Genomic DNA, 23,680 nt, shown 5'->3' with positions numbered 1-23,680 from the left:
GTGAAATTACCTGATTCTCTTAGAGCCCAACTGAAAATTCCTATGGGAATTTTAATTCCTGAAAGTCAAGTATCTAAATCAAATGTTGAAAAACATCTAGAAAAAAATTCCTATATCATTACAGTTGGAGATAGGACAACTGAAAAGATGATCTCATTTGGTTTAACTCCTTCTTTGCAAATTATTGACAACTATGAAAAGCGAGTAAAGCGAGAACCAACAATGTCTCCAACTGTATACACTGAACTTACATGCAATAATCCTGCAGCAGAGATTACTCCTGCAAGTATTGATATCATCAAAAAAGCATTTGCCTCAAAGACACCTGTAAGACTAACTGTTGTAGGCGAAGAAGACCTACTAGTAATTCCGGTATGTATACATGCGCCTGAAAACTCTGTAGTGCTATATGGCCAGCCAAACGAGGGATTGGTCACAGTCAAGGTAACTCCAGAAATTAGAAATAAAACACAAAGACTACTTGATTCAATGGAATAAAGGGGTATGATGAGCCGGTGGCTGTATGATTTGTGATTACACTACAAAATATTCTGACCCTATTAATTCTCAATATCCAAAACATAATACACCAACTCTTGTACAAGAGTTGACATTTTAGAATAAACATCCATTTTATCAAAAATAATTGTGAAGTTAGATCCTGAGCTAAAATTGCAGATATTAGAAAAAGTTGGAATTTACTCTAGTCGTTTCTCCATACCCGAACCAAAAATTCTACTAACAACTAAAGAAGTACTTGAAATGCCAAAAGAGATGACTGAAGGCAGGAGAACTTCAGCTTACAAATACTATGGAGTTTCATATTTGCAACATAATCTTGTTTTTATCAATATTAGAAAAATTCCAGATGAAAAGACCCTGGAAAATACACTGGTTCATGAATTAATTCACATGAGATTTCCATATCTTGCACATGGTAAGAGATTCAACAAATTAGTTAGGCAAGGATTACGAGGAAAAACATTTTTGCCCTATCAGAAAAGAAAATAACCAATTCCTAATTGATTTATATTTCCTAATCTCAGGCAAGCAAATTATAGTATGGATCTTCAACAAATTTTGCCTATAGTGGCAGGCATTGCTTCATTTGTCGTTGCCCTAGGTATTGTTGCTTGGATCACAAAACAACCATCAGGCACCAAAGAAATGATGGATATCTCAAATGCAGTCAAAGTTGGAGCAGCAGCATTTCTGAGACGAGAGATGAAAATTATCATCCCAATCGCAATCGCACTTTCACTTATTATAGGATATTTTATCGGATTTTCAAACGGATTAGCATTTGCAGTAGGTGCAACACTTTCTGCAGTTGCCGGATTAATCTCATTAAAAATTACAGTCAAAGCAGCAGTTAGAGCCGCTCATCTAAGTAGTAGCGGTCTAGGCAAGACATTTGCAATGGCCTTTAGAGGCGGAGCAACAGTAGGTTTGGCAGTTCCAGCAATGGCACTCTTGGCAATCACTGGTCTTTACATGGTTTATCCTAATCCAATCACAATTGCCGGTGTAGGTATTGGTGCAAGTCTAATTGCATTGTTTATCAGAATCGGTGGTGGAATCTTCACAAAGGCTGCAGATATGGGAGCAGATTTGGTAGGAAAAGTTGAAGCAAATATTCCTGAAGATGATCCTAGAAATCCTGCAACAATCGCTGACAACGTTGGTGATAATGTAGGTGATGCAGCAGGAATGGGTTCTGATGTTTATGAATCTTATATTGTTACAATTCTAGCTTCATTACTAATCGCTGCACTAATTGGTGCTCCTGAAATTTTCATGTATCCAATTCTTATCGGAACATCTGGAATGATTGCATCAATCATTGGAATTGTAATTATTCGCTCTTCAAATATTACTGATGTGATGAAACCGCTTAATCTGTCATTTTATGTCTCTGCCACAATTGCCATAATTTTGAATTTCATTTTCACATACTACTTTCTCGGACAAACCGCAATTGCTTATGCATTATTTGCCACAACCGTCATTGGTGTCATTCTAGTTCCAGTCATTCAAAAGATTACTGACAGATATACCAATTACAAATACAAACCAGTTCAAGATATTGTTGAATCTGCAAAATGGGGATACGCATCACTAACATTAATGGGAATTATCAAAGGAATGCAATCAACCGGACCATTTATGATTGCATTAATTGTTGCAATTATCATTTCATTTAGTGTAGCTTCAAATGCAGCACCTGAAGGTACTGATCCAATCTTGTATGGTATCTTTGGAACTTCATTAACTGCAATGGCCATGCTTAGTCTTGCAGGAATTGTTCTTAGCATCGATGCATTTGGACCAATTGCAGATAACGCAGGTGGAATTGTCGAGATGACTGGAATGGGTGAAGAAAATAGAAAAGTCACTGATGAAATCGATGCTGTTGGAAATACAACAAAGGCAGTAACCAAAGGATTTGCTATTGCTAGTGCCGGATTAGCCGCGCTTGCAATGATACAGGCATTCCAATTTGAGGCAGCTCACATCTTTGAAGGAGTTTTAGAATTGAATTATGGTTTAACAAATGTAACAGTTATTGTAGGATTATTAGTTGGTGGATTAATTCCATTTATCATCACCGGACAACTAATCAACGGTGTATCTCGTGCTGCTGGAAAGATGGTAGATGAAGTTAGACGACAATTCAAATCAGATGCTGGAATTTTAGCAGGAACATCAAAGCCTGATTATGCAAAATGTGTAGACATTGCAACTGCTGCATCAATTAAAGAACTTTGGAAACCCGCAATCATTGCAATTATCTCGCCAATTATTTTAGGTATTTTGTTAGGCCCAACAGCTGTTGCCGGATTACTAATGGGTGCAGTAGTTACTGGAATTCCACTTGCATATCACTTGGCAAACACTGGTGGTGCATGGGATAATGCGAAGAAACTAGTCGAGATGCAAGGTAATAAAGGAACTGAAATACACAAAGTAGCAGTAGTCGGTGATATCATTGGTGATCCTTACAAAGATACAGCAGGTCCTGCATTAAACACTGTAATTAAATTACTGAATACCATTGCAATCGTCTTTGTATCTGCATTTATTGCAATACTTGCACTCTAGTCTTCTATAACTAAAGTCATATCCAATTCATCAATCTGTGTCTGAATTGCTTTTTTCAAAATGTCGTTATGATTTTTACAGAATTTAAAATAATCATCTGCAGTTAGAAAACATCCACAAATCCATTTTGTTTTTTTATCTCCTTCAACTGTCCACTTTGCATATTGTTCTGTCATGCTTTACAAAAAATATCTTGCCTAAAAAATATAGATCAAAATAATTAAAAAAGGAAAAAAGATGTTTAAGGACAGCCTTCCATCTTTTGGATGAAATAACCTTTTTCCTTAATTGCCCGTTCTACAGGTTCTGGTGCACCTTGTGAATGGCAAAATTGACATTCATTTGTAGTCATTTGGGCGTTTGGCTCACCTACTGATTTTAACCACTCTTTACCATATGCAATGGCTTTGTTGTGATCTTTTTCACCAGTAATTACATCAAAGTGCATGGTATGACCATCTTTGGCTTTGACATATGTGTCGTATACGTGAATTTCCATGATTTCATTTGAAAGAAGGGATATTTAATTCAAAACTCCTCTTGATGTGATAGATATCTACTAGATATTCATTTTATACTTGTATAATGAAATAAAATTTGTAATCTTTCTGAAAATCAAAACAACCCTTTTATTTTATGATTGATAAAAATTATTATGGAAACTAACATCGGAATATCATCTGAAAATTCTAAAAACATCTCTGACATTCTAAATCGTCTTGTATCTGATGAATACATCTTGTACACAAAGACCAGAAACTATCATTGGAATGTAATCGGAATGCAATTCAATGATCTACACAAGTTCTTTGAGTCACAATACGAGGAAATAGATCAAGTCATTGATGATGTTGCAGAGAGAAACAGAGCATTAGGTGGTAAAGCAAAAGCAACACTTGCAGAGTTTATTGGAAACAGTAGACTAAAAGAACAACCAGATACATATCCTGAACCAAAAACAATGCTTAGAAATCTATTAGATGATCATGAATCTGTGATTCGTGCATTAAGACAAGACCTTGAAACATGTACAAAGCTTGGTGATGCAGGAACTTCTGATTTCTTAACTGGCCTCATGGAAAAACATGAAAAGATGGCTTGGATGCTACGAGCATTTTTAGCATAATTATTTTTACTTTTTTACATTAGTATTTTTTATGAATAAAAAATGATATTTCAATACAAAAGAAAGTATTGTTGTATATCTTGCTATTCCTGCCGCAATCCTGCTTAAAACAAAAATCTAATTTTAAATCTTTGATTGGTATGAGATGTATGTGTCAAAATTAGAATATGTTTTAATGATTGGAGTTGCGCTGAGTGGAAAGACCACTTACATAAAGGCAAATTTTGATCATGAACGTATAGCATTATCATTTTTTGATAATAATAGAAAAAAAGAACTTGAATACATCGAAGAATGTCTAAAATCAGGAAAAAACGTCGTAATTGATGACACCAATCTGACTACTTCCATACGAAAGCAACACATAGCTCTTGCAAAGAAGTACAATGCCAAAGTAAGAGGGATCTTGATGAATACCTCAAGGGGATTACTTGAAAAAAGACAAAAAAGCAGACATGACCCATTTCCACTAACTGTAATTTACAAACAACTCAAAGAACTTGAAACACCAGTAATTGATGAAGGATTTGATGAATTAATTATTAAAAAAGACTATGAACAACCTAAAGGAACTTAAACCAAAATTGAATTTTTTCAACATATTAAACTACTAGAAAAAATTACTCTACTATATGGTAACAAGTAAAACTCGTAAAACAAATGTTGAAGAGTTAAAAAAATTACAAAAAAATGAAAAAATACGAAATGATGCTCGACATAAAGGCCAAAAAAAGGGAGTAAGCATATCCACTGATAAACCAAAACTAAAAACAGAAAAAACTACCCGGCCTGCAAGAAAAATTACTAAAAAACGAGTTTCAATTAGATAGCTAATTTACTTCAATTGCAACTTGAATTATCTCTGATTCTAGAAAATATGCTTTAAAGTCCTTTGTTACTCCTGAATAAATCACCCATATTACGGGATTACTTTGCATGAATCTCTTATCTGTCTCCGATGGGTATGCCTCTGAATTTGGATGAGAATGAAATATTCCTATAACCTGCATTTTTTTATCTTCAGCAGTTTTGTAGACTTTGAGTAATTCATCATTTGATATTGTAAAATTGACTGGCGATTCTTCAATATTTTGTGTAAGAAATATCTCTTTTACTGTAGTTTGCTCGTCATTTGCGGCACCAAATAAAACAGCACACGACTCATTTGGTCTTTCATTATCTGCATAATTTGCTAGTATCTTTTTTTGAGATTCTGTAATTATTAATTTCAAATCTATTGTACTTCTACAGTGCCAGCCATCCAAGGATGTAACATGCAAAAGTAATCTATCTTTCCTGGGGAATTAAATGAATGCTTAAATGAACTACCAGCTACCAACATCTCTGAATCAAATTTTCCATCTGCTCCTGTCTCTGCACTACCTGAAGTTACTGTGTGCATTGCACTATCTGTATTCTCCCAAACAACAGTCGTTCCAGATTCAATCTGAATTACTTGTGGATTGTAATAGACCTGACCCTCATTAATTATTCCAGCACCTTGTGGAATTACAACTTTAACATCATCTTTTGGTTCTTCAATTATCAAAGTTGCAATCATCCAAGGATGTACCATACACATGTATTCATATTCGCCAGCATCAAGATTGTTTGTATCTAGTGAAAATTTCTCACCAGCATTTATCATATTTGAGTTAAATGTATCCCCAAAGTCAGCTGAACTTGTAACTGTATGTACTACTGCATCGGCATTAGTCCATTCAACAACATTTCCTTTTGGAACATGTGCTACATCTGGATCATAATCTGGATTTCCTTGAATGTCTGATTTTTCCAATATTGTTATTGGATATATTGGTGCTGAAGATACCACCACCTCTTCTTTAGGCTCTTCAATTACAGGCTCACTAATCATATACGTATCTGGACTAACTAGCCCAAATGCAAACCACATGATGATTCCAGTAGCAGCTGCCATTCCAACTATGGCTCCTACTGGTTTAGCATACTGGGGCATCTTCATTATTAGATATGATATAATTATTGATGGAAATGCAATTGCCATCAAGAGTCCTGCAAGTGTAATGGTGTAATTTGAAGAGTTCATTGTAAGTCCAAATGTTGCAAAAGATAACACAATTGATACGATTACTAGAGTAGTTGCTTTGGCCCTATTACTAGTAGAGACACCCCCATCTAAGATACCTGCTGCCAAAAAGATCAATCCAACAAACATAGTTAGACCAGTTAGAGCGTGCATTCCATCTACAAAGGTATGAGCTATTCCTGAATACGATATTGTCACACCTGCAACTCCAATAGCTGTCAATCCCATGCCTGGCATCATGAGGTCCCAATTACTCATTCAAGCTAGCTGTTAGGATTGTGATACTTATTCCTTTTGAAATAGACCAGATCATTAAAGTCGAATAAATTAAATGGCTTCTGATTTGGATATAGTGAGATTGGGATTTAAGGAAATATTGGAAATATCCAAACCGCGAATTGTTGTACTATTGGTAATTACTGCTGTAACATCGATGTATGCTGCAAATAAACTAATTCCAACTGAAAATCCAATTGAATTAATTCATTATTTACATATTATTATTGCAGGAGCTTTGGCATCTGCTGGTTCAAGTGCCTTGAACCATTATTATGATAAAGACATTGATCCAAAAATGACTCGAACCAGCACTAGACCAATTCCTTCTGGTAGAATGGCAGCATCTCATGTGTTACTTTATGGAGTTGTTGTAAGTTGTGTCTCTGTAATTTACGGATTTTTTGCATTAAACCCGGTATCTGCATTTTTTATTGCATTAGGAATTTTCTCTTACGTAATTATTTACACAGTGTGGCTTAAGCGATTAAACACATCAAATATAGTAATTGGTGGAATTGCTGGCAGTGCCGCAGCTTGGGCTGGTTGGTCTGCTGCAACAGGCAGTATGGATATCTTGGGATTCCTAGTTGGATTTTTGGTATTTGTATGGACCCCATCCCACTTTTGGTGCCTTGCAATGAAGATTAAAGATGAATATGCACAAGCAAACATTCCAATGTTGCCAGTAGTAATTGGAATGCAAAGAACATCAAAATACATTCTAGGAAATACATTGATCCTACTTCCATACTCGATGATTCTTCCTGCATTTGGTATGGGAATTGTTTACACTACAATCGCTGCAGTCTCTGGCGGTTTGATGTTAGCATATCATTACAAACTAACAAAGACTCCTACATCTGAATTTGCATGGAAAGCATACAAAGTAACTGCTCCTTATCTTACAATAATTTTTGTTGCAGTTGCATTAGATGCAGCATTTCATTTCCCATTATTTTAGAAATTAATTATTTTTCAAAGCCAGGAAAGCTTGCTTCATAATCTTTTTCCATCATTTCCTGATTTTGTTCATCTACTATGTCTATCTCTTCTTTAATCACTACGATTTCTATTCTTCGTGTATCTTTTGTAATCCATGCAACTTTGATTAATCCTAGAATTTCTAAATCCAATAATAGTTTATTGAATTTGTCTTCAGAAATAATCATCCCATCTTTAGTCAAAGCTTTGTACAACTCTACATCTGTAAGAGAATTTACTTCTTTGATTTTTTCAAATACTTTGTTTCTTAGTGGTATTGCCATTTTTATCCGTAAAATGATTTATCTCCTACTTTAGGTACGACATTAGATATACTTTCTCTTACTGTCTTGTACCATTGATCCACTTCTTTAGTGATTGATGGTTTAATCTGCTTCATACCTTTGGCAAAGTCAGAGTTTGTAATTTTTGCATTATTGCTTCTCATTGCTTGAACTGCTGATTCTCTGCAAAGTGCAGCTAAATCAGCTCCTGTATAATTTTGAGTAGCCACTGCAATCTCTTCTAACTTTACATCACTTGCAAGTGGCATTTTCTTTGTCAATATTTTGATAATTTCCAATCTACCTTTATCGTCTGGTGGTGGAACATAGAGTACAATATCCAATCTTCCCGTTCTAAGTAACGAGTTATCTAAAACGTCTGGTCTGTTTGTAATTCCAATTACAGCTACACGTGATGACGTGCCTTCTTCAATCTCAGTTAACAACTGACTAAGAACAGTTTCTCCTACTCCGCCTTCTCCGGATTTGATTCGTGCAAGTGAATCTAGTTCATCAAAAATTACAACACACGGTGATGATGTTTTTGCTTTTCTGAAAATTTCTCTTACAGCTTTTTCTGATTCACCTATCCATTTTGAAAGAATCTCTGGACCTTTGACTAGTATCATGTTGGCTCCAGTCTCAGTAGCTAATGCTCTTGCAATCAACGTCTTGCCGCAACCAGGAGGACCATAAATTAACGCCCCTTTTGGTGGCTTTATCCCCATCTTTGTAAATTTAGTTGGTTCTTTCATAGCTACAATAAGATTATCTGTTAATGATTTTTTGATCTCGTCTAATCCTCCCACATCATGCCACCATACTTTTGGTCTTTCAACGTAAAACTCTCTCATTGCTGTAGGAATTACATCGTGCATTGCATCGTAAAAGTCAATTAATTTTATCTGCATTGATTCTAAAACCTCTGATGAAATTTTCTCAGTCTCTAAATCAATTTCAGGAAGATAACGTCGAATTGATTTTAGTGCAGCTTCTCTGCAAAGTGATTTGATATCTGCTCCAGTATATCCGTGCAATTCTGCTGCCAAGTCTTTAAGGTCCACATCATCTGCAACTGGCATTCCTCTTGTGTGAATTATGAGAATCTCTAATCTACCATCATCATTTGGAACTGATATCTCAAATTCTCTATCAAATCTTCCAGGCCTTCTAAGTGCAGGATCAATACTTTCTGGTCTGTTGGTTGCTCCAAGAACAATTACATTTCCTCTATCATTGAGACCATCCATTAATGCCAATAATTGAGCTACAACTCTTTTTTCTACATCTCCATAAGCTTCTTCTCTTTTAGGAGCAATCGCGTCAATTTCATCAATAAAAATAATGCTTGGAGAATTATCTTTAGCTTCTTTGAAGATATCTCTAAGCTTTGCTTCTGTTTCTCCGTAATACTTGTTCATAATTTCTGGCCCATTAATTGAAAACATGTTTGCCTCTGATTCACTTGCAAGAACTTTTGCAATCAACGTCTTACCACAACCTGGAGGACCATACAACAAAACTCCACTGTGTGGCTCTACTCCTAATCTTACAAATAATTCTGGGTGCTTTAATGGAAGCTCAACAATCTCTCTCATTGCTTTAATTTCATGCCCCAATCCTCCAACTTCTTCATAAGTTACTCTGGATTTCCTATCTCCTGAAGCTTCGGCAGATATTGTAAGGATAGTTGATCTGTCAATCTTTACAATGTGTTTTGGAGATGTCTTACTAATCTTAAAGTCCATCGAGTTTCCTAAAATCATAACTGAAATTTCATCTCCATGTGTAATTGGTAATCCTTTCAATCTGTTTTTTACAAAGTCTGTAAACTCTTTGTCGACTGTAACTGAATCATTAACTGGAATTAATACTACTGATTTTGCAATCTTTGATGTTGCCTTTCTAATTTTTACAATGTCATTTAATGATGCTCCCACATTCTTCCTTGTCTGTCCGTCAATTCTGATAATGTCTGGAGATTTCTCATCTTCATCTACTGGCCAAACAACGGCACAACTAGTTCTTGAACCCATAACTTCGATGATGTCCCCTGGTGTGACTTTGAGCTGGTCCATTGCTTCTGGTCCAACTCTGGCGCGCTTTTTACCAACGTCTCTCTGTTTAGCTTCACCAACTCTCATCTGCAAAGGTTCATCTTTGCGTACCAAAAAATCACCTATTTCATGTCCACAGACATTCTACTCATGTTGAGTACTTCGAATTCACTTACTCCCTCAACTGATTTAACAGCATCTTCTAGTGAATCCATTTGACCTTCTTTATCTTCTAAAACAAATTCTGCTTTGAGAAATTCTAATCCAAATGCCAATGGCTCTTTTGCATGTCTTTTCATTTGTATCCCTTCTTTTAGAACTCCTTTGATCGAATCTGATAATTTATCTAAATCGACATCCATTCCAGTTGGAAGAATTTTTGTAACTAACAGTAACTGAGTCAATTTTCTAAGGTCCCTGAGAATGACACAAATCACAAGTATATGATTTTGCGGATTCTCTGCAACTCTCGCATCTCCAAATTAATTTATCACCACAATTTGGACAATTGAATTTTACACATTTATCATTAGGCATAATATGTCTGTGACAACAACTACATGCTGGTAACGAAATCGTAGATGACATGCCACAATTTTCTGTAAACATCATTTATACCTTGCTTAGAAATTACGCTTTCTAACTTAGGAGTTTTTTAAATTCTCCACCGATTATGGCCTGAGCAGTTTTGAGTGATCCTTTGATCCCGAGTAATTTTACAATTGATCCAGTGTGAAAATCAAAATCATCTTTTTCAGAAATCTCCTTTATTATTTCAGGTGTTACCGATTCAAATAATTTATTGATTGTATTGTTGTCTAATCTTTCTAAAATCTTTCTTGCAAACAACTGTTTTTCAAATTCCTTTCCAAATTTTTCGGTCCATCTTTTTTGATACTCTTCTAAATCTGATCTTTTCTTTGATTTTAGATATTTCGAAATAGCTTGTCCTGCATACATTCCACCCATGCCACTAGAGTAAATCCCACCAGCTGTGGTTGGTTTTGCTTGTCCTGCTGCATCTCCCACTGTTACTGTTTTTCCATTTACAAATTCTTCAATTGGACCTTTAATCCAAATTGGAGCATAAATTTTCCTAACTGTTGAGTAATCTCCCTTTGTTTGCAGAAATTTTTCTATTGCCTCTGCAACATTGATTCCTTTTCCTGCAACTCCTATCTTTCCTTTACCTTCATCAGATGGTATGACCCATGCAAAAAACCCTGGATATTTTTCTTGATCTAAAAATACTTCTACTTTTCCTTTCTTTATCCAATTTGCATAAATTTCGTACTGTGCCGAAGATAAAATTCCAGTTCTATCCTTATGAATTAAAGATGATACTCCTCTTGCATCAACAAAGATTGTGCATTCAATTTCTTCTTCATTAGTTCTTATTCCTTTATCTGTTATTTCTTGAAAACTATTTCTTACTTTGATTACTGCTCCATTTTTCTGTGCTTGATGTGCTAATTGTTTGTCTAACTCTCTTCTGCTAATCTCTGCAACTTTTTGCTTCTTTGAATTGATAGAAAAACTATTGCCATTTGGGGCATGTATCTCTGCTGAATCTATTAAATGATCAAAAGTCTTTCTAAATGGAATTATTCCTAATTCTTCAAGGCCTGCAGTACTCACTAATCCTCCACAATGTTCTGGCGTACCAATTTCATAATCTTCTTCAATTACAAGAACACTATGATTATTTCTTGCCACTTCTCTAGCACAAATCAATCCAGCAACACTTCCACCGGCAATTATTACGTCATAGTACACAATTCTCGTTTCACTGTCAATTATTTAACTCAAAAGTTTTTCATTAAGTATGATTTTGATATCTTTATGGGAGATATCAAGCAAGTAATTGTAATTAGAACTGATCTTGAAATGGGAAAGGGAAAGATTGCTGCACAAGTAGGTCATGCTTGTGTTTTAGGTGCTGAACATGTGAGAAAATCTCATCCTGAATGGTTCAATAAATGGTGGGGAGGCCAAGAAAAAGTTGTACTCAAAGTTTCAGGAATTAAAGAATTGCAAGAAGTAAAAAAACATGCTATTGATCTGGATCTTCCCTGGTCTGAAGTTACAGATGCCGGTCATACCCAAATCGCTCCCGGAACTATTACCTGTATTTCAATTGGACCTGCTCCTGAGAATTTAATTGATAAAATAACTGGTGATCTGAAATTACTTTAGATCTTTTCTTGCAATAAGATATAACTTGGGTTAATTATTTTTTAATTTGTGAAGAAAAAAGGCCTAATTGTAGCTATCTTTTTTGGAACAATCATGCTGACGTCATTATCTGCAGGTGTGCTTCTAAATAATAAACCAATTAACCAAAATGAAGAGATAACCAAAACTGGAACTCCCGCCGATAATTTTCCTGACTCTCAACGTGCACAATTCTGTGGATCTTCAACTGCAAAATCTACTAAATTTATCAAAGAATATTCTATTCCAACTGTTTGTACTAATCCTTTAGCAGTAGTTACAGATTATAGTGGAAACGTGTGGTTCGCAGAAACAAATACTGGCAAACTAGGAAAATTTGATCCTAACACTGAATCTTTTATTGAATTTGAAAATCCATTTTGGCCAAAAAATGGGCGCTCAATGATCTGGGGAATGGATTATTCTCCTGACGGTTCTGTATGGTATACAGATGAATCTTATGACTCTATATGGAAATTTACTCCAGACAATCAAAAATATCAACGAATTGATTTCCCATCTGATGGTGATTCTCTGCCACAAAAATTGAAGATACTTGGCTCACAAGTAGTGATAAATGATTTTAATGGAAACAAACTCACTTTCTTAGACCCTACTTTATCAGATGAGGAGTTGAGTTATCTCAATATTCCATCACCAGTAGATGGTTCTGTAACTGGTGATTTTGCAATAGATGAAGACAACAATGTCTGGTATACAAATTGGATCTTCCAACAAGGTGGGGTACTTGTAAAATTTGATCAGGATGCATATCGTACTTCCATAGCAACTGCTAATGGGAGTTCACTTCCAGCTCTTGATTTCATTCAAGTATTCCAATTGCCAACTGATCTACTTACTCCAAACGGATTAACAGTCTCTGATGGTCTGATTTGGATTGCTGATACCTCAAACTCTGCAATCTTTACATTTAATCCAGACACAAACCAATTCATCTCTTACCCAACATCTGATCCTAAAGTATCCACTTATGGTAATTCTACTGGTGTCATTAAATCTCCAATATCTAGACCGTATTGGATTGAAAGTAATTCTGTTGGTCAGCTAGTGTTTAACGAACAAACTGCAAACAGTATTGCAGTACTAGATCCAAAAACTGATTCTCTTGTAGAGTACCTCGTTCCATCAAAAAATCCAGCCTGGGGAGACTGTGATCTTAATTTTAACTGTGGTTTAGCTCAAGTCTTTGACTTTGCTATATACAAAGATAAAATATGGTTTACCGAATGGGTGGAAAATAACATCGGAGTAGTTGACACTTCTGTTCCGTTACCATTTGATGTAACTCTTGACACTCAAAATATCTCACTACTTCCTGGAGAATCAAAAAATATCTCTCTGACCATCACACCACAGAGTACTATTACTGAAGATGTATCCTTGATACTCTCTGACTATGTCACATTTTTAGATGCCACTTCTGACAAATCTGTTCCTTTCCAGTTGGATTCTTCAATAACTGGTGATGTAAAAATTTCTGCATCTGATGAAGCAGCTCCTGGAACATACAAAGTATTGATAGGTGCTCAAATTGAAGATGTCTCAATTAGTAAATTTGTTACAGTGACAATATTACCGTGATACCAAAAATAGATTCTCAAATAGGAATCTTAGTTTATAGTACAAAATTTAATGGAATTGGCGGACGAATTAAAGATGAAGCTGAGCACTTTAAAGTAAATGAAGTACTTTCTCCAAAATCACTTAAATCAATTATCCAACAAGATGGTTATGCTGTATACAAACTAAAAAAGAAAAAAATAGACACCAACCACGCATTATCTGATATTTTTAAAAAAACAGGAATCAGATTAAAATCACTTGGATTAAAGGATGCATCTGCAGTTACTGAGCAATTTGTTTGCTCTGATAGCAAAAGTAAATCAATTGATAATTATTCTTCCGAAAAATACTCTCTTGAAAAAATCGGTCATGTAAAAAAACCTCTATCAAAAAAAGATATGATTGGTAATCATTTTAGCATTGAAATTTCAGATTGTGTTGGAAATTTAACTGACTTTACAGAATATGATAAAATTCTAAATTTTTACGGTTACCAACGATTTGGCTCTAAAAGAGCCGTAACTCACCTTATTGGTAAGGCTCTTTTACAGCGAAACTTCAAAAAAGCAGTCGATTTACTCCTATCTTTTACCTCTACTTATGACTCTAAAGAAAATACCGAGATAAGAGAAAAACTTGCAGACCCTTCAAATTACAAAAAATACTTGGGCCAAGTTCCTCCCCAAATGGATGTTGAAAGAATCGTACTCCAAGAAATGATTGAACATGATGATTCACAAAAAGCAATACATGCAGTACCATTACCTTTACGAAGATTTTACGTCCAAGCTTACCAATCTTTTCTTTTTAATCATGCATTAAGTGCTGCATTTACTGACGGTGAAAATCTCTTTGCTGCTCAAGAGGGTGATGTTTGTTATGATTCTCATGGAATAATTGGAAAATATGTTAAAGGACTAGATCAGTTTCTCGCTCTGCCTTTTGTAGGTTATTCGTATTACAAAAAAACTCGCTTTGATTTTCAGATATCCAAAATTCTTCAGACTGAAGAAATCAATCCCAAAGATTTTTTCATCAAAGAGATGCAAGAAATTAGCAGTGAAGGGGGATTTAGACAAGCTGCAATTCAATGTACAGATTATTCTTCAACAGATACTACGGTAAAGTTTACTTTATCTCGAGGTTCATTTGCTACTATAGTTCTTCGTGAAATCATGAAACCTGAAGATCCACTAGGATCTGGATTTTGAGATCGTAGAACCTTTTCTAAGATGTCTTTAAGTTGTAGTGTTTTTCATTGCAATTGAAATGGAAAAAGCATACATGCTGATCAGTTGTGAAATTGGAGAAGAACATTCAATCTATTTAAAACTAAAAGAGATTCCAGAAATTAAAGACTGCACTATTACATTTGGAAATTATGATATTGTAGTTTCATTAGAGACTGAAACCATAACCCAACTAAATAATATCATTTCAACAAAGATTCGTAAAGTAGGAAAAATTCGTAGCACTATAACTCTTCGAGTCACCACTTAGATTTTCTAATAAATCTCAAACTAATTCCAATTGCCATGATTATTGTCCCTATTACTGCAATCTGAATTCCATAGTTGACCCACTCTGGATTTGAATACATAAACGATGATTCTGGACCAACTATTGACTGGCCTTGAAGATGAAAAATTACACCCATAATTGTTATCCCCGCGCCTGCCAAAGTAATCAGTTTCATTGAATTTGTTAGGCTAAAGTCTGTAAAAAGGGTAAAGAGAATTGATACTTTGACCAAATGATTTTTCGACTTGAACTTTAATGATTTCATTCTGATTCTTAAAAATGTACAATTGGGAATACGACCAGGCAGCATCTGGTGACCGCAAATATCTTAATTTGATCTTGTTTGTGATATCTGCTTCCTTTGCCGTACTTTTGTTTCTAGTATTTTACCCTCAAATTGAAGCAATTAACCAAGAATCTCCAATTTTGATTAATCTGATGTTTTTGCCAGCAGCTGCAATTGGATTTCTTTATGGTGTAAGAATTACTGAGCGAGCCGTAAAACCAAGTGAGATACGCAGTCCCCTCAAAAGATCTATTGCTAAAACATTCTTGTTCTTCTTTGTTATCGGAAGCATGTTCAGTGCAGTAAACTTTGCATTAAACGGAGGCAGTACAATGCCTGAATCTGATATATTGGAAGATGGCCTGCTTCCATGGTTAAACGAATACGTAACTGCAAACGGTGGTGCAACTTTTCTAATTCTTACTAGCATCGCATTGATGGCAGGTGCAACAAAGAGAATTGTTGGAATGAATGATGGTATACTCAATAAACTTGTAACATGCGTTGGAACCTTTATCTTCTTTACAATGTTAATTCTCAGTTTTACAAAATCTGATCATACCTCTTCTGCTGTATTTTTGTATACATTTTACCATGCAGGAATCGTCGGTGGTGCATTTTATGCAATGAATAAACTAACTAAAAATCTAAACACCATGGAAGATTTTGCAAACGGCTACTAGGTTATTTTTTATATTATTGTGATTTTTTAATTTCTTTTTTTGCATCTTCAATTGATTTCCATAAAATTTTACTGTCCTCATACAAACGATTTACCATCTCTATATTTTTGCTTTTTCTGGCATTTTCATATAACTTACATTTTTGTTTATGATGTTCAATTAACGAATCTAGTTTCTCTTGCAATTGTGTAATCTCTGAATTTTTAGGAAACTCATAATCATTCATGGGTTAATTTAGTGAAATCAACCTAATATGCTTTAATGATAATTTATCTTGAAATAAATTAAATTTTCTATTTTGACCTTGAACTTATTTGCCAAGATCTACATAAATTCCAGATACTGCATTGTTAATTCTATCCCAGTATTTCTCACAGTCTTTTGATTTAAAATCAATCGCTTTACATTCTTCAAAATGAGCCGTATTTTCTCTTTGAATATGGTCTCCAAAAAGCACATTTGAGCCTATTGCCAATGCAACAAGAGCAATTGCTGTGAGACTTGCTGCTACCAAAATCATGCTATACCCTACTTTAGCATGATTGTGAGGTTCTTTCATTCACCAAAAATCTTATTCTCTTGAATTTATTCTTTTCAAGAAGTTAATTACAATCAAATCTTGGCACTATTTTTATCATACCAGCAAAAAACAAAAGTCAGTAATCTGATCTATATTCATTGAGCATTCAAATTCTCCAATACGAGTTTCTCGGTCCAATCAAACTTTCAGAATGGGGACCTCCAATGGAAAAAGTTGTCTATTTGATATTGTCTAGACAAAAGGACTTTTTTAAGATAATTTATGCTGATGACTGCGAGCAGACCTCAGATGAGAAGTTTTTCATCAATCACCCTAGTTTCAAGTGCTGGAATAATTCAGCCTTAGAAAAATCATTACATCTGGCAATATTGCCAATGTTTGAATCCGGAAACGAAGAACGAAAAAGAATATCTGATCTTATCATTGCAAGATATCATCCTATCTGCAATGAGGAAGTAAAAGAGGTAAAGCCTGATTATAAGATACGTCAAAAATCCGACACTCAAAAAATATCATGTCCTTGCTGCGGCTCTGAAATGAAAGTTGATCAGGTACTAGAAAAATCAACCATTATTCGTTGTACTGAATGTGGAATTAGTGATACTAGACTTAACTCTTGATCTTATTTTGTAATTTGAAAATTTCTAATGTAAGCAAGTCCATTGCTTTTTTCAAATGTTCAAATTCGTTAATTGAGTGAATCTGTCCTTCTACTAGCGCTCTTAACACCTTAACTGACCCTTTTTGAAATTCATCTGATGCAACAATTTCCATTGCGTTTAGTTTGGATAATAGATTGTCTAACTCTTGCTTCATCTCTTCAGCTGGTGCATGTTTTTTCATAAAACATTTTACTAGAATTTACTATATGAATTATTGTTACACCAAGTCTTCGTCTATCTCTTGAATAGGGTCTAGATACTGCTTACAGGTACAACTGGGAATATTGCATTTCCCTGCTCTCATCAATGATTTACTCTCATTTGATGATACGTGCGCTTCATTAGTATGATGGCATCTTTTACAGTTCATACGAAAAATTCTATCATCTGTTATTTAAGCCACTAAACTTTGAACGCGTCCTATTTTTCCATTATCTAATTCCACTTTAATCCCATGAGGATGGAATTTACTTGATGTAAGAATTCTTTTTACCGTCCCTTCAGTCAAGTTTCCATTTCTTTGATCTTGTTTTTGAACAATCTTTACTTTAATTCCGATTTTTATTTTATCCCTGGTTGGTATTTCATTCAATGATATTTGGCAGAAATGAAAGATTCTAAATCTTTGGTTAGATAAAATATTCGGAGTTTTGAGTTTTACTCAAAACAATTTACTAGTTTTGTCTGTGATTTTGGAAACATTCTCTGCAATATACAGGTCTGTCGTCTTTTGGTTTGAATGGTATTTGACATTCATTGCCACAGTCACCACAGGTTGCAGTAAACATTTCTCTTGGTCTATCATCTCTACTGAATCTGGAGCCTCTATCACTTGATCCTCTGCCATAACTTGATCTACCGCCATAACTTGATCTTCCGCCAAATCTAGAACCGCCGGAGCGTTCTTGAGGTTTATGCTTTTGGAAACATTCTCTGCAATATACAGGTCTGTCGTCTTTTGGTTTGAATGGTATTTGACATTCATTGCCACAGTCACCACAGGTTGCAGTAAACATTTCTCTTGGGCCATCTCTATCGAAGGGCATATCTTTCTAAAGCTCCTTGAAATCGAGTCGTAATTAAACTATTGTAAAGCCCTTTGAATCAAAATATGCCTAAATTCTGCTCTAATTTTGCCTATTTTGGCATGTTTGGTTATACCCAAATAATTGTCAAAATCCATCTATCTCCATGAAGGGAATATTTATGATTGGCGTATCTGGCTCTGGCAAAACTACCTGGGTCAATTCCCATAAGGAATACGTCGCCTGCTCTACTGATTTTGTTATTGAAGAATTAGCTGATATTATGGGAATTTCATATACTCAAGCATTTGATTATATACAAAATAAAAAAAAATTCGATTACATTACATCAAAATTTTTTGAAAAGATACATGATTGCATTTTAAATGATAAAGACTTTGTAATTGATAGAACTCATCTAAAACGCCACATTCGAATCTCTCTGATTAATGAATTAAAGTCATTTGCATTAGAACATGGAAAAAACTTGGAATTAAGTGCAGTTAGTTTTGAATTACCAAAAAATGTAATATTTGAACGATTAAAAAACAGAGAAAAAAAGAGCAGAAAATCTATACCAAAAGAGGTAATTCTAGATCAAATCAATTCATTTGATATCCCGACTTTGGATGAAGGATTTGTTGCAATAGAGCGAATCACATAATTCTTGTTTTATAGTTTTAAACCAAATCTTGCAAATTTATAAAAATCTTGTTTATTAAAAAATAAAAAAATATTTTTGATTAATCGAGTTTTGCTTTGGCTTTTTTAATCTGTCTCATTTCTTCGGCAAGATGACTTTTGAGCAATCTTTCATGATCTTTTCTGTGAGCACTGTATGCTTTGTTTATTGTCTGTCTTGTCTTTGCCTTTTTTAATGCACTAGTAAATTTTTTGTGGATTGTATTTACTTGTGTTGTGTAATTTGCCATGATTATTCTTGTATCTAATAGTACATTAATGTTGATTTTGTTTAAAAATTTATTTTATTACATGTTTTTATTTTTTTTACAATAAATAATATGGAATATTATTCTCCATAATAGGTTCCATCATCGTCATAATCTAACTCGCCTTCGATAAAATCATCTACGAGTTGAAATTTTGGTGTTTTTGTCATGATTATTAGTTGCTATGTGAAAGTATAACCAAATCACAATGTTTTCTTGTAATCCTATAGTATATCAATAATCTATATAGATATTTTTGAGCCTATTTTGTAGATTAAGGTATCAATACAGCTCTTGCTTGAATCTGAGACTCTTTTAGTTTCTTGAGAACTTCGTTTGCTTTTTCAAGAGGATAGGTTTCTGTGACTACTGTCAAATTATTTTCATCGCATATCTTGATTACTTGCTCCATGTCTTTAGTTGAACCAATCACAGTTCCACGAATTGTCTTTTCTTCAAATGCAAAAAATGTAGGATTCTTTCCAACTGTTGCAATTACAATTAATCCTCCCTTCTTTACTGATTTTATTGCAACATCAGTTACTACATCTGCTGGTGCAAAGACAATTGCAGCATCTAACATTCCGTGTTTATTTTTTAGCTCGTCAAGAAATTCCGGTTTATCTGAAAATACCATGGCATCAATTGCTCCTAGTTTCTTTGCAACATCTAGATGATTTTTACTACGTGAAAATGCAATAACTTCGGATCCTTCTACTTTTGCAAACTGTACTGCCATATGGCCCACACCACCAATTCCAAATACTCCAATCTTTTTGTGAGACTTTGGTTCTGCGGCTTTTACTGCTTTGTAAGCTGTAATTCCCGCACAAAATAACGGGGCTGCATACTCTGCTTTCATTTTATCTGGAATCTTTGTTGCAAAGTCTTGTGATACTGTAATGTATTCTGAATATCCTCCTCTGAGTGATTCCCCTGTGATCTCTGAAGATTCACAAAGCTGTTCCTTACCTTCTTTACAATACTGACATGTTTTACAAGCTTCAAGTAGTGGAGTAATTCCAGCTCTGTCCCCTACTTTGAATTTAGTTACATTGCTGCCAATCTCAATAATTTTTCCTACCAATTCATGACCTGGAACTGTTGGTAAAGTCGGTGGAATTCCAATATCTTTCCAATCTCCCTCTATTCCATGCAGCTGAGAGTGGCAAACCCCGCAGGCCTCAATTTTTATTAAAATCTCGTCTGGTCTTTTGATTTCATGTCTATCTATTTCAGTTAATTTCAAAGGATTTGTCTCAATTGGCGCACAATTAGATAGCACCATGGCTCGCATTTTATTCATATTTAGCTGTTTTTTGCGTGAAATTTTAATATTTATTTTTTATTTATCATCGAAATGAGAAATTTCAGATTACTTTTTTATGTATGATTTTGATATCTGAATTAATGGTTTTTTCTAAAGTGGAACCATCTTATTTTTCAAAGGATGGATGCAGAATCATTTGGAGTGGTATAGATGAAGATGATGTTGATACTGTTGTATTAAACAAAGATGAGTTAGACCAGTTAGTTGAAATTCTAAAAAACAATAATGTGGGCAAAGTAGAACTGGAAGATAATTTTAGTGAAATTTTAATAAATTCTGATGTTGTTCAGTTTAGACTAAAAGACAGAGATCAGCTTGAAGCAAATACAAGAGAATTTAGGGAAAAGATTTTAGAATATGCAAAAATTCCACACGACCCATTATACGTTCAAGTCTTCCCAAAAGAATTCTACCCATCTGTATGGATTCAAAAAGATGATGATGCAAAGCCATCTGAAAAAAAATCTCAAAAACCAACATCTCTTCTTAATGCAATACTATCAAGCAAAACAAAGGGAGCCGAAGTATCTGAATCTGATATATTTAGAATCATCTCGACAAGACGTTCTACAAGAAAATTTTCTAAAACAAAGGTCGAAGACTGGAAGATTGAAAAGATTTTGGCAGCAGCTGATACTGCTCCATCCGCTGGAAACTTTCAGGGATTAGAAGTATTTTATGTAAAAAGTAAAAAAGCAAAAGAGGCACTTGTGGAGGCTGCAAATCGTCAACCATTTGTTAATGCTCCTCTGGTTTTGGTTTTTTGTATGAATCCTAGTAGGGTTAAGATGAATTTCTCACCTGAAATGCTTGCAAAGTTTTCTCTACAAGATGCTACTTTGGCTGCATCTTACTCTCAACTGGTAGCAACAGCTTTGGGATTAAGCTCTATCTGGATTGGAATGATTGATGAAGATAAGGTAAAACAAGTTCTTGGAACCGATTTGAGGCCTTCATCTATTCTCTGTATTGGCTATCCAGATGTTCGTAAATCACCAAAATCAAGACGTAAACTAAAAGATCTAATTCATGTTTTAGAAGATTAACTCAATTTTTATCATGGTAAGGTTATTCTAACCTACTAAGTAAGTAATTACTACCATATTTAAATAACTAATAGTGTAATACTATATCGTGAAACAAAACACAAAAAATCAAAGTCTAGTAAAAAATAACACAAAGACTCGCTCCGTATTGCAAGTAACTAATGCAAAAACAACATTAGAAGGTGAAGGATTTGTCGTACACAGAGCATTCCCAAACGGCAGTCTTCGAGAAGTTGATCCGTTTCTTTTGTTAGATGAGATGGGCCCAATTGAAATATCTGTTGGAGAAGCTAAAGGTGCACCAGATCATCCGCATAGAGGATTTGAAACTGTCACATACATGATTGATGGCGTATTTGAACACAAAGACTCGCAAGGCCATTCTGGAAAAATAAAGGCAGGTGACATTCAATGGATGACTGCAGGTTCTGGTGTAATTCATTCAGAGATGCCCGAAAAAGAATTTTCACAGAAGGGTGGAACATTACATGGATTTCAATTATGGGTAAACTTGCCAAAAAAAGACAAGATGATGAATCCACGTTATCAGGATTTACCAGCAAACAAAATTCCAATTGCACAAAAGGATGGCATCAAAGTTAAAGTAATTGCAGGAGAATCAATGGGAGAAAAAGCAATCATCGATACAAGAACTCCTATCGTGTATCTTCATTTTACTTTACAACCAAATACCAAAGTGACACAAACTATTCCTCAAAATTATAATGCGTTTGCATATGTCATAAATGGAAAAGGATTGTTTGGAGACAAACAAATTTCTGCTCACAAAGAACAGATTGTACTATTTGAACAAGATGGAAATGAAATAACTATCAAAGCCTCAAATGACATGTCATCACCTTTGGATATGCTCTTGATTGCTGGTGTTCCACTAGGCGAACCTGTAGTTCGTTATGGGCCATTTGTGATGAATACTGACGATGAAATTAAACAAGCAATACTAGATTACAACACTGGGAAAATGGGTAAAATTGACTTTTAAAATAAATTTAATTCTAAACTCTTTCCACAAATTCCTTTTTATAATTAGATAGTATTTTGCTACTAGGTATGGAAACAGAATTTGAGAAAGAGGCAAGGACTCGTAATCATGTTGAATGTCAGGTTGATGAAATCTGGAGCGTTCTTGGAAAGACTTGGGCTCTATTAATTTTGAAAAAACTTTCAGAAAGTAAATCCACACGATTCAATGAAATAAAAAAAGCCATCCCAATGATAAGTAATACTGTATTATCTGAGAGATTACGTGATCTTGAAGATAATGGTCTAATCACAAAAAAAATTTATGCTCAAGTACCAATACGTGTAGAATACAGTATAACAAAACATACACAAGATCTTGGGAAAATTCTAAGACATCTTGATAAATGGGTTGAACAAAGAAAAAAACCCACAAAGAAACGTTGAGTAAGTTATCTTACAACTAAATATTATACAAATTTGGAAAATGTTTTTATCTCTTCAAGTGTATATTACAACCTTGTCAAAAAATACTAAATCTGATGAATCTCCAATTTCAATCTGTGATATTATGAAAAACAGGACATCTGAAATAGTTAAAAAAATGGAATGTCAACTACCATTAACTATGCAACAATACTCTGATTTGTATACTGCATATCTTCATTCATTTGATGACATGTTTGGTACATGTTATATCTCGCAAAAAGAATTCTTTGATAAACTAAACATTCCTCAAGAAACTCTAAAGGAATTTGACAAGTATATAGAGTCATTAAGTAGTTCATACCAGAATTGGATTGATTTGGGCTCAAAGTATCGACAGTCATATGTGGATACAAAATTATCCATGGTAAAATCATATGATCAATTTGTTCACATTGCAATGAATTCATTTGCTCAAACTTGGGCAAAATTCAATGAAATAAACAATTGCAAGTCCTAGAAAACTTGTTAAAT

Annotated in this window: 35 protein-coding genes; 18 read left to right on the top strand and 17 right to left on the bottom strand. The window is 34.4% G+C overall.

Going from position 1 to position 23,680, the window contains the following annotated elements:
• The 3 genes from MY1_RS06510 to MY1_RS06500 all read left to right on the top strand — a co-directional run bounded on the left by MY1_RS06510 (window position 1) and on the right by MY1_RS06500 (window position 3,102).
• Window positions 1–498 (top strand): GTP-dependent dephospho-CoA kinase family protein, encoded by a 498-nt coding sequence (locus MY1_RS06510; protein WP_048109934.1) that lies wholly within the window; start codon window positions 1–3, stop codon window positions 496–498.
• Window positions 499–648: 150 nt separating this feature from the next.
• Window positions 649–1,011, top strand: coding sequence for a hypothetical protein (locus MY1_RS06505; RefSeq protein WP_007551073.1), 363 nt, complete (start codon window positions 649–651; stop codon window positions 1,009–1,011).
• 51 nt (window positions 1,012–1,062) lie between these two features.
• On the top strand, window positions 1,063–3,102 hold the full coding sequence (locus tag MY1_RS06500) for a sodium-translocating pyrophosphatase (RefSeq protein WP_007551072.1): 2,040 nt from the start codon (window positions 1,063–1,065) through the stop codon (window positions 3,100–3,102).
• Here MY1_RS06500 and MY1_RS06495 read toward each other — a convergent pair.
• Both MY1_RS06495 and MY1_RS06490 read right to left on the bottom strand, forming a co-directional pair.
• Entirely contained in the window at window positions 3,099–3,278 is a 180-nt protein-coding gene (locus MY1_RS06495; protein ID WP_007551071.1) for a hypothetical protein, read from the bottom strand. The two genes, MY1_RS06500 and MY1_RS06495, sit on opposite strands and share 4 nt — an antisense overlap.
• Before the next feature lie 65 nt (window positions 3,279–3,343).
• Window positions 3,344–3,601, bottom strand: coding sequence for a DUF2024 family protein (locus tag MY1_RS06490; RefSeq protein ID WP_007551070.1), 258 nt, complete (start codon window positions 3,599–3,601; stop codon window positions 3,344–3,346).
• A 156-nt stretch (window positions 3,602–3,757) separates the two neighbouring features.
• On the opposite strand from MY1_RS06490, the gene MY1_RS06485 reads away from it, so the two are divergent.
• The 3 genes from MY1_RS06485 to MY1_RS06475 all read left to right on the top strand — a co-directional run bounded on the left by MY1_RS06485 (window position 3,758) and on the right by MY1_RS06475 (window position 5,058).
• Window positions 3,758–4,228 carry a Dps family protein gene (locus tag MY1_RS06485; RefSeq protein WP_007551068.1) on the top strand — a complete coding sequence of 157 codons (471 nt, stop codon included), beginning with the start codon at window positions 3,758–3,760 and terminating at the stop codon, window positions 4,226–4,228.
• 145 nt (window positions 4,229–4,373) lie between these two features.
• The gene (locus tag MY1_RS06480; protein WP_007551066.1) at window positions 4,374–4,805 is read left to right on the top strand and encodes an AAA family ATPase; all 432 of its coding nucleotides are present in this window, start codon (window positions 4,374–4,376) and stop codon (window positions 4,803–4,805) included.
• A 55-nt stretch (window positions 4,806–4,860) separates the two neighbouring features.
• Window positions 4,861–5,058: a hypothetical protein gene (locus tag MY1_RS06475; RefSeq protein WP_007551064.1), complete on the top strand. Its 198-nt coding sequence runs from the start codon at window positions 4,861–4,863 to the stop codon at window positions 5,056–5,058.
• Here MY1_RS06475 and MY1_RS06470 read toward each other — a convergent pair whose 3' ends face one another.
• Complete coding sequence (locus MY1_RS06470) at window positions 5,059–5,460, bottom strand: M67 family metallopeptidase (protein ID WP_007551063.1); 402 nt, start codon at window positions 5,458–5,460, stop codon at window positions 5,059–5,061.
• A 2-nt stretch (window positions 5,461–5,462) separates the two neighbouring features.
• The gene (locus tag MY1_RS06465) at window positions 5,463–6,554 is read right to left on the bottom strand and encodes a plastocyanin/azurin family copper-binding protein (protein ID WP_048109926.1); all 1,092 of its coding nucleotides are present in this window, start codon (window positions 6,552–6,554) and stop codon (window positions 5,463–5,465) included.
• Window positions 6,555–6,627: 73 nt separating this feature from the next.
• On the opposite strand from MY1_RS06465, the gene MY1_RS06460 reads away from it, so the two are divergent.
• On the top strand, window positions 6,628–7,536 hold the full coding sequence (locus tag MY1_RS06460) for a heme o synthase (protein WP_192805782.1): 909 nt from the start codon (window positions 6,628–6,630) through the stop codon (window positions 7,534–7,536).
• A 7-nt stretch (window positions 7,537–7,543) separates the two neighbouring features.
• Here MY1_RS06460 and MY1_RS06455 read toward each other — a convergent pair whose 3' ends face one another.
• Genes MY1_RS06455 through MY1_RS06440 form a run of 5 tightly spaced genes read right to left on the bottom strand, consistent with a single transcriptional unit; the run spans window position 7,544 to window position 11,673 of the window.
• Window positions 7,544–7,840, bottom strand: coding sequence for a hypothetical protein (locus MY1_RS06455; RefSeq protein WP_007551060.1), 297 nt, complete (start codon window positions 7,838–7,840; stop codon window positions 7,544–7,546).
• A gap of 2 nt (window positions 7,841–7,842) precedes the next feature.
• Window positions 7,843–10,011: a CDC48 family AAA ATPase gene (locus tag MY1_RS06450; protein ID WP_048109923.1), complete on the bottom strand. Its 2,169-nt coding sequence runs from the start codon at window positions 10,009–10,011 to the stop codon at window positions 7,843–7,845.
• An 8-nt stretch (window positions 10,012–10,019) separates the two neighbouring features.
• On the bottom strand, window positions 10,020–10,301 hold the full coding sequence (locus MY1_RS06445) for an elongation factor 1-beta (protein WP_007551058.1): 282 nt from the start codon (window positions 10,299–10,301) through the stop codon (window positions 10,020–10,022).
• A gap of 4 nt (window positions 10,302–10,305) precedes the next feature.
• On the bottom strand, window positions 10,306–10,485 hold the full coding sequence (locus MY1_RS10040; RefSeq protein ID WP_258167217.1) for a zinc finger domain-containing protein: 180 nt from the start codon (window positions 10,483–10,485) through the stop codon (window positions 10,306–10,308).
• Window positions 10,486–10,536: 51 nt separating this feature from the next.
• Window positions 10,537–11,673: an NAD(P)/FAD-dependent oxidoreductase gene (locus MY1_RS06440; protein ID WP_007551057.1), complete on the bottom strand. Its 1,137-nt coding sequence runs from the start codon at window positions 11,671–11,673 to the stop codon at window positions 10,537–10,539.
• Between the two features lie 66 nt (window positions 11,674–11,739).
• Here MY1_RS06440 and pth2 point away from each other — a divergent pair, with 66 nt between their 5' ends.
• The 4 genes from pth2 (at window position 11,740) to MY1_RS06420 (ending at window position 15,195) form a co-directional block, all read left to right on the top strand.
• Window positions 11,740–12,093 (top strand): peptidyl-tRNA hydrolase Pth2, encoded by a 354-nt coding sequence (gene pth2, locus MY1_RS06435; protein WP_007551055.1) that lies wholly within the window; start codon window positions 11,740–11,742, stop codon window positions 12,091–12,093.
• Window positions 12,094–12,186: 93 nt separating this feature from the next.
• A complete protein-coding gene (locus MY1_RS06430) occupies window positions 12,187–13,713 on the top strand; it encodes a lyase (RefSeq protein WP_007551054.1) in 1,527 nt (508 codons plus the stop codon).
• On the top strand, window positions 13,710–14,906 hold the full coding sequence (gene truD / locus MY1_RS06425) for a tRNA pseudouridine(13) synthase TruD (protein ID WP_007551053.1): 1,197 nt from the start codon (window positions 13,710–13,712) through the stop codon (window positions 14,904–14,906). Before MY1_RS06430 ends, truD begins: the two co-directional genes overlap by 4 nt.
• A gap of 58 nt (window positions 14,907–14,964) precedes the next feature.
• Complete coding sequence (locus tag MY1_RS06420) at window positions 14,965–15,195, top strand: Lrp/AsnC ligand binding domain-containing protein (RefSeq protein ID WP_048110471.1); 231 nt, start codon at window positions 14,965–14,967, stop codon at window positions 15,193–15,195.
• On the opposite strand, the gene MY1_RS06415 is transcribed toward MY1_RS06420, so the two are convergent.
• Entirely contained in the window at window positions 15,185–15,391 is a 207-nt protein-coding gene (locus tag MY1_RS06415; RefSeq protein WP_048109919.1) for a hypothetical protein, read from the bottom strand. The two genes, MY1_RS06420 and MY1_RS06415, sit on opposite strands and share 11 nt — an antisense overlap.
• A gap of 104 nt (window positions 15,392–15,495) precedes the next feature.
• On the opposite strand from MY1_RS06415, the gene MY1_RS06410 reads away from it, so the two are divergent.
• Entirely contained in the window at window positions 15,496–16,185 is a 690-nt protein-coding gene (locus tag MY1_RS06410; RefSeq protein WP_048109918.1) for a hypothetical protein, read from the top strand.
• Window positions 16,186–16,198: 13 nt separating this feature from the next.
• Here the strand turns inward: MY1_RS06410 and MY1_RS06405 are convergent, their stop codons facing one another.
• Both MY1_RS06405 and MY1_RS06400 read right to left on the bottom strand, forming a co-directional pair.
• Window positions 16,199–16,411, bottom strand: coding sequence for a hypothetical protein (locus MY1_RS06405; protein ID WP_007551048.1), 213 nt, complete (start codon window positions 16,409–16,411; stop codon window positions 16,199–16,201).
• Window positions 16,412–16,495: 84 nt separating this feature from the next.
• Window positions 16,496–16,744, bottom strand: coding sequence for a hypothetical protein (locus tag MY1_RS06400; RefSeq protein WP_048109910.1), 249 nt, complete (start codon window positions 16,742–16,744; stop codon window positions 16,496–16,498).
• A gap of 119 nt (window positions 16,745–16,863) precedes the next feature.
• Here MY1_RS06400 and MY1_RS06395 point away from each other — a divergent pair, with 119 nt between their 5' ends.
• Window positions 16,864–17,346 (top strand): hypothetical protein, encoded by a 483-nt coding sequence (locus MY1_RS06395; RefSeq protein WP_007551046.1) that lies wholly within the window; start codon window positions 16,864–16,866, stop codon window positions 17,344–17,346.
• Here MY1_RS06395 and MY1_RS06390 read toward each other — a convergent pair.
• The 3 genes from MY1_RS06390 to MY1_RS06380 all read right to left on the bottom strand — a co-directional run bounded on the left by MY1_RS06390 (window position 17,336) and on the right by MY1_RS06380 (window position 18,434).
• The gene (locus tag MY1_RS06390) at window positions 17,336–17,569 is read right to left on the bottom strand and encodes a hypothetical protein (RefSeq protein ID WP_007551045.1); all 234 of its coding nucleotides are present in this window, start codon (window positions 17,567–17,569) and stop codon (window positions 17,336–17,338) included. The two genes, MY1_RS06395 and MY1_RS06390, sit on opposite strands and share 11 nt — an antisense overlap.
• Window positions 17,570–17,782: 213 nt before the next feature.
• Window positions 17,783–17,980, bottom strand: a complete 198-nt coding sequence (locus MY1_RS06385; protein WP_007551044.1) for a YwbE family protein — start codon at window positions 17,978–17,980, stop codon at window positions 17,783–17,785.
• Between the two features lie 82 nt (window positions 17,981–18,062).
• Window positions 18,063–18,434 carry a CxxC-x17-CxxC domain-containing protein gene (locus tag MY1_RS06380; protein ID WP_007551043.1) on the bottom strand — a complete coding sequence of 124 codons (372 nt, stop codon included), beginning with the start codon at window positions 18,432–18,434 and terminating at the stop codon, window positions 18,063–18,065.
• 145 nt (window positions 18,435–18,579) lie between these two features.
• On the opposite strand from MY1_RS06380, the gene MY1_RS06375 reads away from it, so the two are divergent.
• Window positions 18,580–19,077: an ATP-binding protein gene (locus MY1_RS06375; RefSeq protein WP_237698811.1), complete on the top strand. Its 498-nt coding sequence runs from the start codon at window positions 18,580–18,582 to the stop codon at window positions 19,075–19,077.
• 79 nt (window positions 19,078–19,156) lie between these two features.
• On the opposite strand, the gene MY1_RS06370 is transcribed toward MY1_RS06375, so the two are convergent.
• Both MY1_RS06370 and MY1_RS06365 read right to left on the bottom strand, forming a co-directional pair.
• Window positions 19,157–19,345 (bottom strand): hypothetical protein, encoded by a 189-nt coding sequence (locus MY1_RS06370; RefSeq protein WP_007551040.1) that lies wholly within the window; start codon window positions 19,343–19,345, stop codon window positions 19,157–19,159.
• A gap of 292 nt (window positions 19,346–19,637) precedes the next feature.
• Entirely contained in the window at window positions 19,638–20,669 is a 1,032-nt protein-coding gene (locus MY1_RS06365) for an alcohol dehydrogenase catalytic domain-containing protein (protein ID WP_007551038.1), read from the bottom strand.
• A gap of 104 nt (window positions 20,670–20,773) precedes the next feature.
• Between MY1_RS06365 and MY1_RS10150 the strand changes: the two genes are divergently transcribed.
• The 4 genes from MY1_RS10150 (at window position 20,774) to MY1_RS06345 (ending at window position 23,666) form a co-directional block, all read left to right on the top strand.
• Window positions 20,774–21,739 (top strand): nitroreductase family protein, encoded by a 966-nt coding sequence (locus tag MY1_RS10150; RefSeq protein ID WP_007551036.1) that lies wholly within the window; start codon window positions 20,774–20,776, stop codon window positions 21,737–21,739.
• 88 nt (window positions 21,740–21,827) lie between these two features.
• Entirely contained in the window at window positions 21,828–22,742 is a 915-nt protein-coding gene (locus MY1_RS06355; protein ID WP_007551035.1) for a pirin family protein, read from the top strand.
• A gap of 68 nt (window positions 22,743–22,810) precedes the next feature.
• Complete coding sequence (locus MY1_RS06350) at window positions 22,811–23,167, top strand: winged helix-turn-helix transcriptional regulator (protein ID WP_007551034.1); 357 nt, start codon at window positions 22,811–22,813, stop codon at window positions 23,165–23,167.
• 73 nt (window positions 23,168–23,240) lie between these two features.
• A complete protein-coding gene (locus MY1_RS06345) occupies window positions 23,241–23,666 on the top strand; it encodes a hypothetical protein (protein WP_007551033.1) in 426 nt (141 codons plus the stop codon).
• Window positions 23,667–23,680: the final 14 nt, after the last annotated feature.

The organism is Nitrosarchaeum koreense MY1, from assembly GCF_000220175.1.
In the GTDB taxonomy this organism is placed as follows: domain Archaea; phylum Thermoproteota; class Nitrososphaeria; order Nitrososphaerales; family Nitrosopumilaceae; genus Nitrosarchaeum; species Nitrosarchaeum koreense.
The sequence above is the reverse complement of the archived record's forward strand: the minus strand, read 5'-3'. Positions and strand labels throughout refer to the sequence as shown.

Excerpts from the sequence above, each read along its gene's own strand:
- MY1_RS06375 (WP_237698811.1), top strand. The coding sequence starts at position 18,580 with ATGAAGGGAATATTTATGATTGGCGTATCTGGCTCTGGCAAAACTACC.
- MY1_RS06490 (WP_007551070.1), bottom strand. The coding sequence starts at position 3,601 with ATGGAAATTCACGTATACGACACATATGTCAAAGCCAAAGATGGTCAT.
- MY1_RS06420 (WP_048110471.1), top strand. The coding sequence starts at position 14,965 with ATGGAAAAAGCATACATGCTGATCAGTTGTGAAATTGGAGAAGAACAT.
- MY1_RS06410 (WP_048109918.1), top strand. The coding sequence starts at position 15,496 with ATGTACAATTGGGAATACGACCAGGCAGCATCTGGTGACCGCAAATAT.
- pth2 (WP_007551055.1), top strand. The coding sequence starts at position 11,740 with ATGGGAGATATCAAGCAAGTAATTGTAATTAGAACTGATCTTGAAATG.
- MY1_RS06455 (WP_007551060.1), bottom strand. The coding sequence starts at position 7,840 with ATGGCAATACCACTAAGAAACAAAGTATTTGAAAAAATCAAAGAAGTA.
- MY1_RS06380 (WP_007551043.1), bottom strand. The coding sequence starts at position 18,434 with ATGCCCTTCGATAGAGATGGCCCAAGAGAAATGTTTACTGCAACCTGT.
- MY1_RS06350 (WP_007551034.1), top strand. The coding sequence starts at position 22,811 with ATGGAAACAGAATTTGAGAAAGAGGCAAGGACTCGTAATCATGTTGAA.
- MY1_RS06405 (WP_007551048.1), bottom strand. The coding sequence starts at position 16,411 with ATGAATGATTATGAGTTTCCTAAAAATTCAGAGATTACACAATTGCAA.
- MY1_RS06370 (WP_007551040.1), bottom strand. The coding sequence starts at position 19,345 with ATGGCAAATTACACAACACAAGTAAATACAATCCACAAAAAATTTACT.
- MY1_RS10040 (WP_258167217.1), bottom strand. The coding sequence starts at position 10,485 with ATGTCATCTACGATTTCGTTACCAGCATGTAGTTGTTGTCACAGACAT.
- MY1_RS06475 (WP_007551064.1), top strand. The coding sequence starts at position 4,861 with ATGGTAACAAGTAAAACTCGTAAAACAAATGTTGAAGAGTTAAAAAAA.
- MY1_RS10150 (WP_007551036.1), top strand. The coding sequence starts at position 20,774 with ATGGTTTTTTCTAAAGTGGAACCATCTTATTTTTCAAAGGATGGATGC.
- MY1_RS06495 (WP_007551071.1), bottom strand. The coding sequence starts at position 3,278 with ATGACAGAACAATATGCAAAGTGGACAGTTGAAGGAGATAAAAAAACA.
- MY1_RS06365 (WP_007551038.1), bottom strand. The coding sequence starts at position 20,669 with ATGAATAAAATGCGAGCCATGGTGCTATCTAATTGTGCGCCAATTGAG.
- MY1_RS06390 (WP_007551045.1), bottom strand. The coding sequence starts at position 17,569 with ATGAAAAAACATGCACCAGCTGAAGAGATGAAGCAAGAGTTAGACAAT.
- MY1_RS06480 (WP_007551066.1), top strand. The coding sequence starts at position 4,374 with ATGTATGTGTCAAAATTAGAATATGTTTTAATGATTGGAGTTGCGCTG.
- MY1_RS06430 (WP_007551054.1), top strand. The coding sequence starts at position 12,187 with ATGCTGACGTCATTATCTGCAGGTGTGCTTCTAAATAATAAACCAATT.
- MY1_RS06415 (WP_048109919.1), bottom strand. The coding sequence starts at position 15,391 with ATGAAACTGATTACTTTGGCAGGCGCGGGGATAACAATTATGGGTGTA.
- MY1_RS06485 (WP_007551068.1), top strand. The coding sequence starts at position 3,758 with ATGGAAACTAACATCGGAATATCATCTGAAAATTCTAAAAACATCTCT.
- MY1_RS06460 (WP_192805782.1), top strand. The coding sequence starts at position 6,628 with ATGGCTTCTGATTTGGATATAGTGAGATTGGGATTTAAGGAAATATTG.
- MY1_RS06500 (WP_007551072.1), top strand. The coding sequence starts at position 1,063 with ATGGATCTTCAACAAATTTTGCCTATAGTGGCAGGCATTGCTTCATTT.
- MY1_RS06400 (WP_048109910.1), bottom strand. The coding sequence starts at position 16,744 with ATGAAAGAACCTCACAATCATGCTAAAGTAGGGTATAGCATGATTTTG.
- MY1_RS06465 (WP_048109926.1), bottom strand. The coding sequence starts at position 6,554 with ATGAGTAATTGGGACCTCATGATGCCAGGCATGGGATTGACAGCTATT.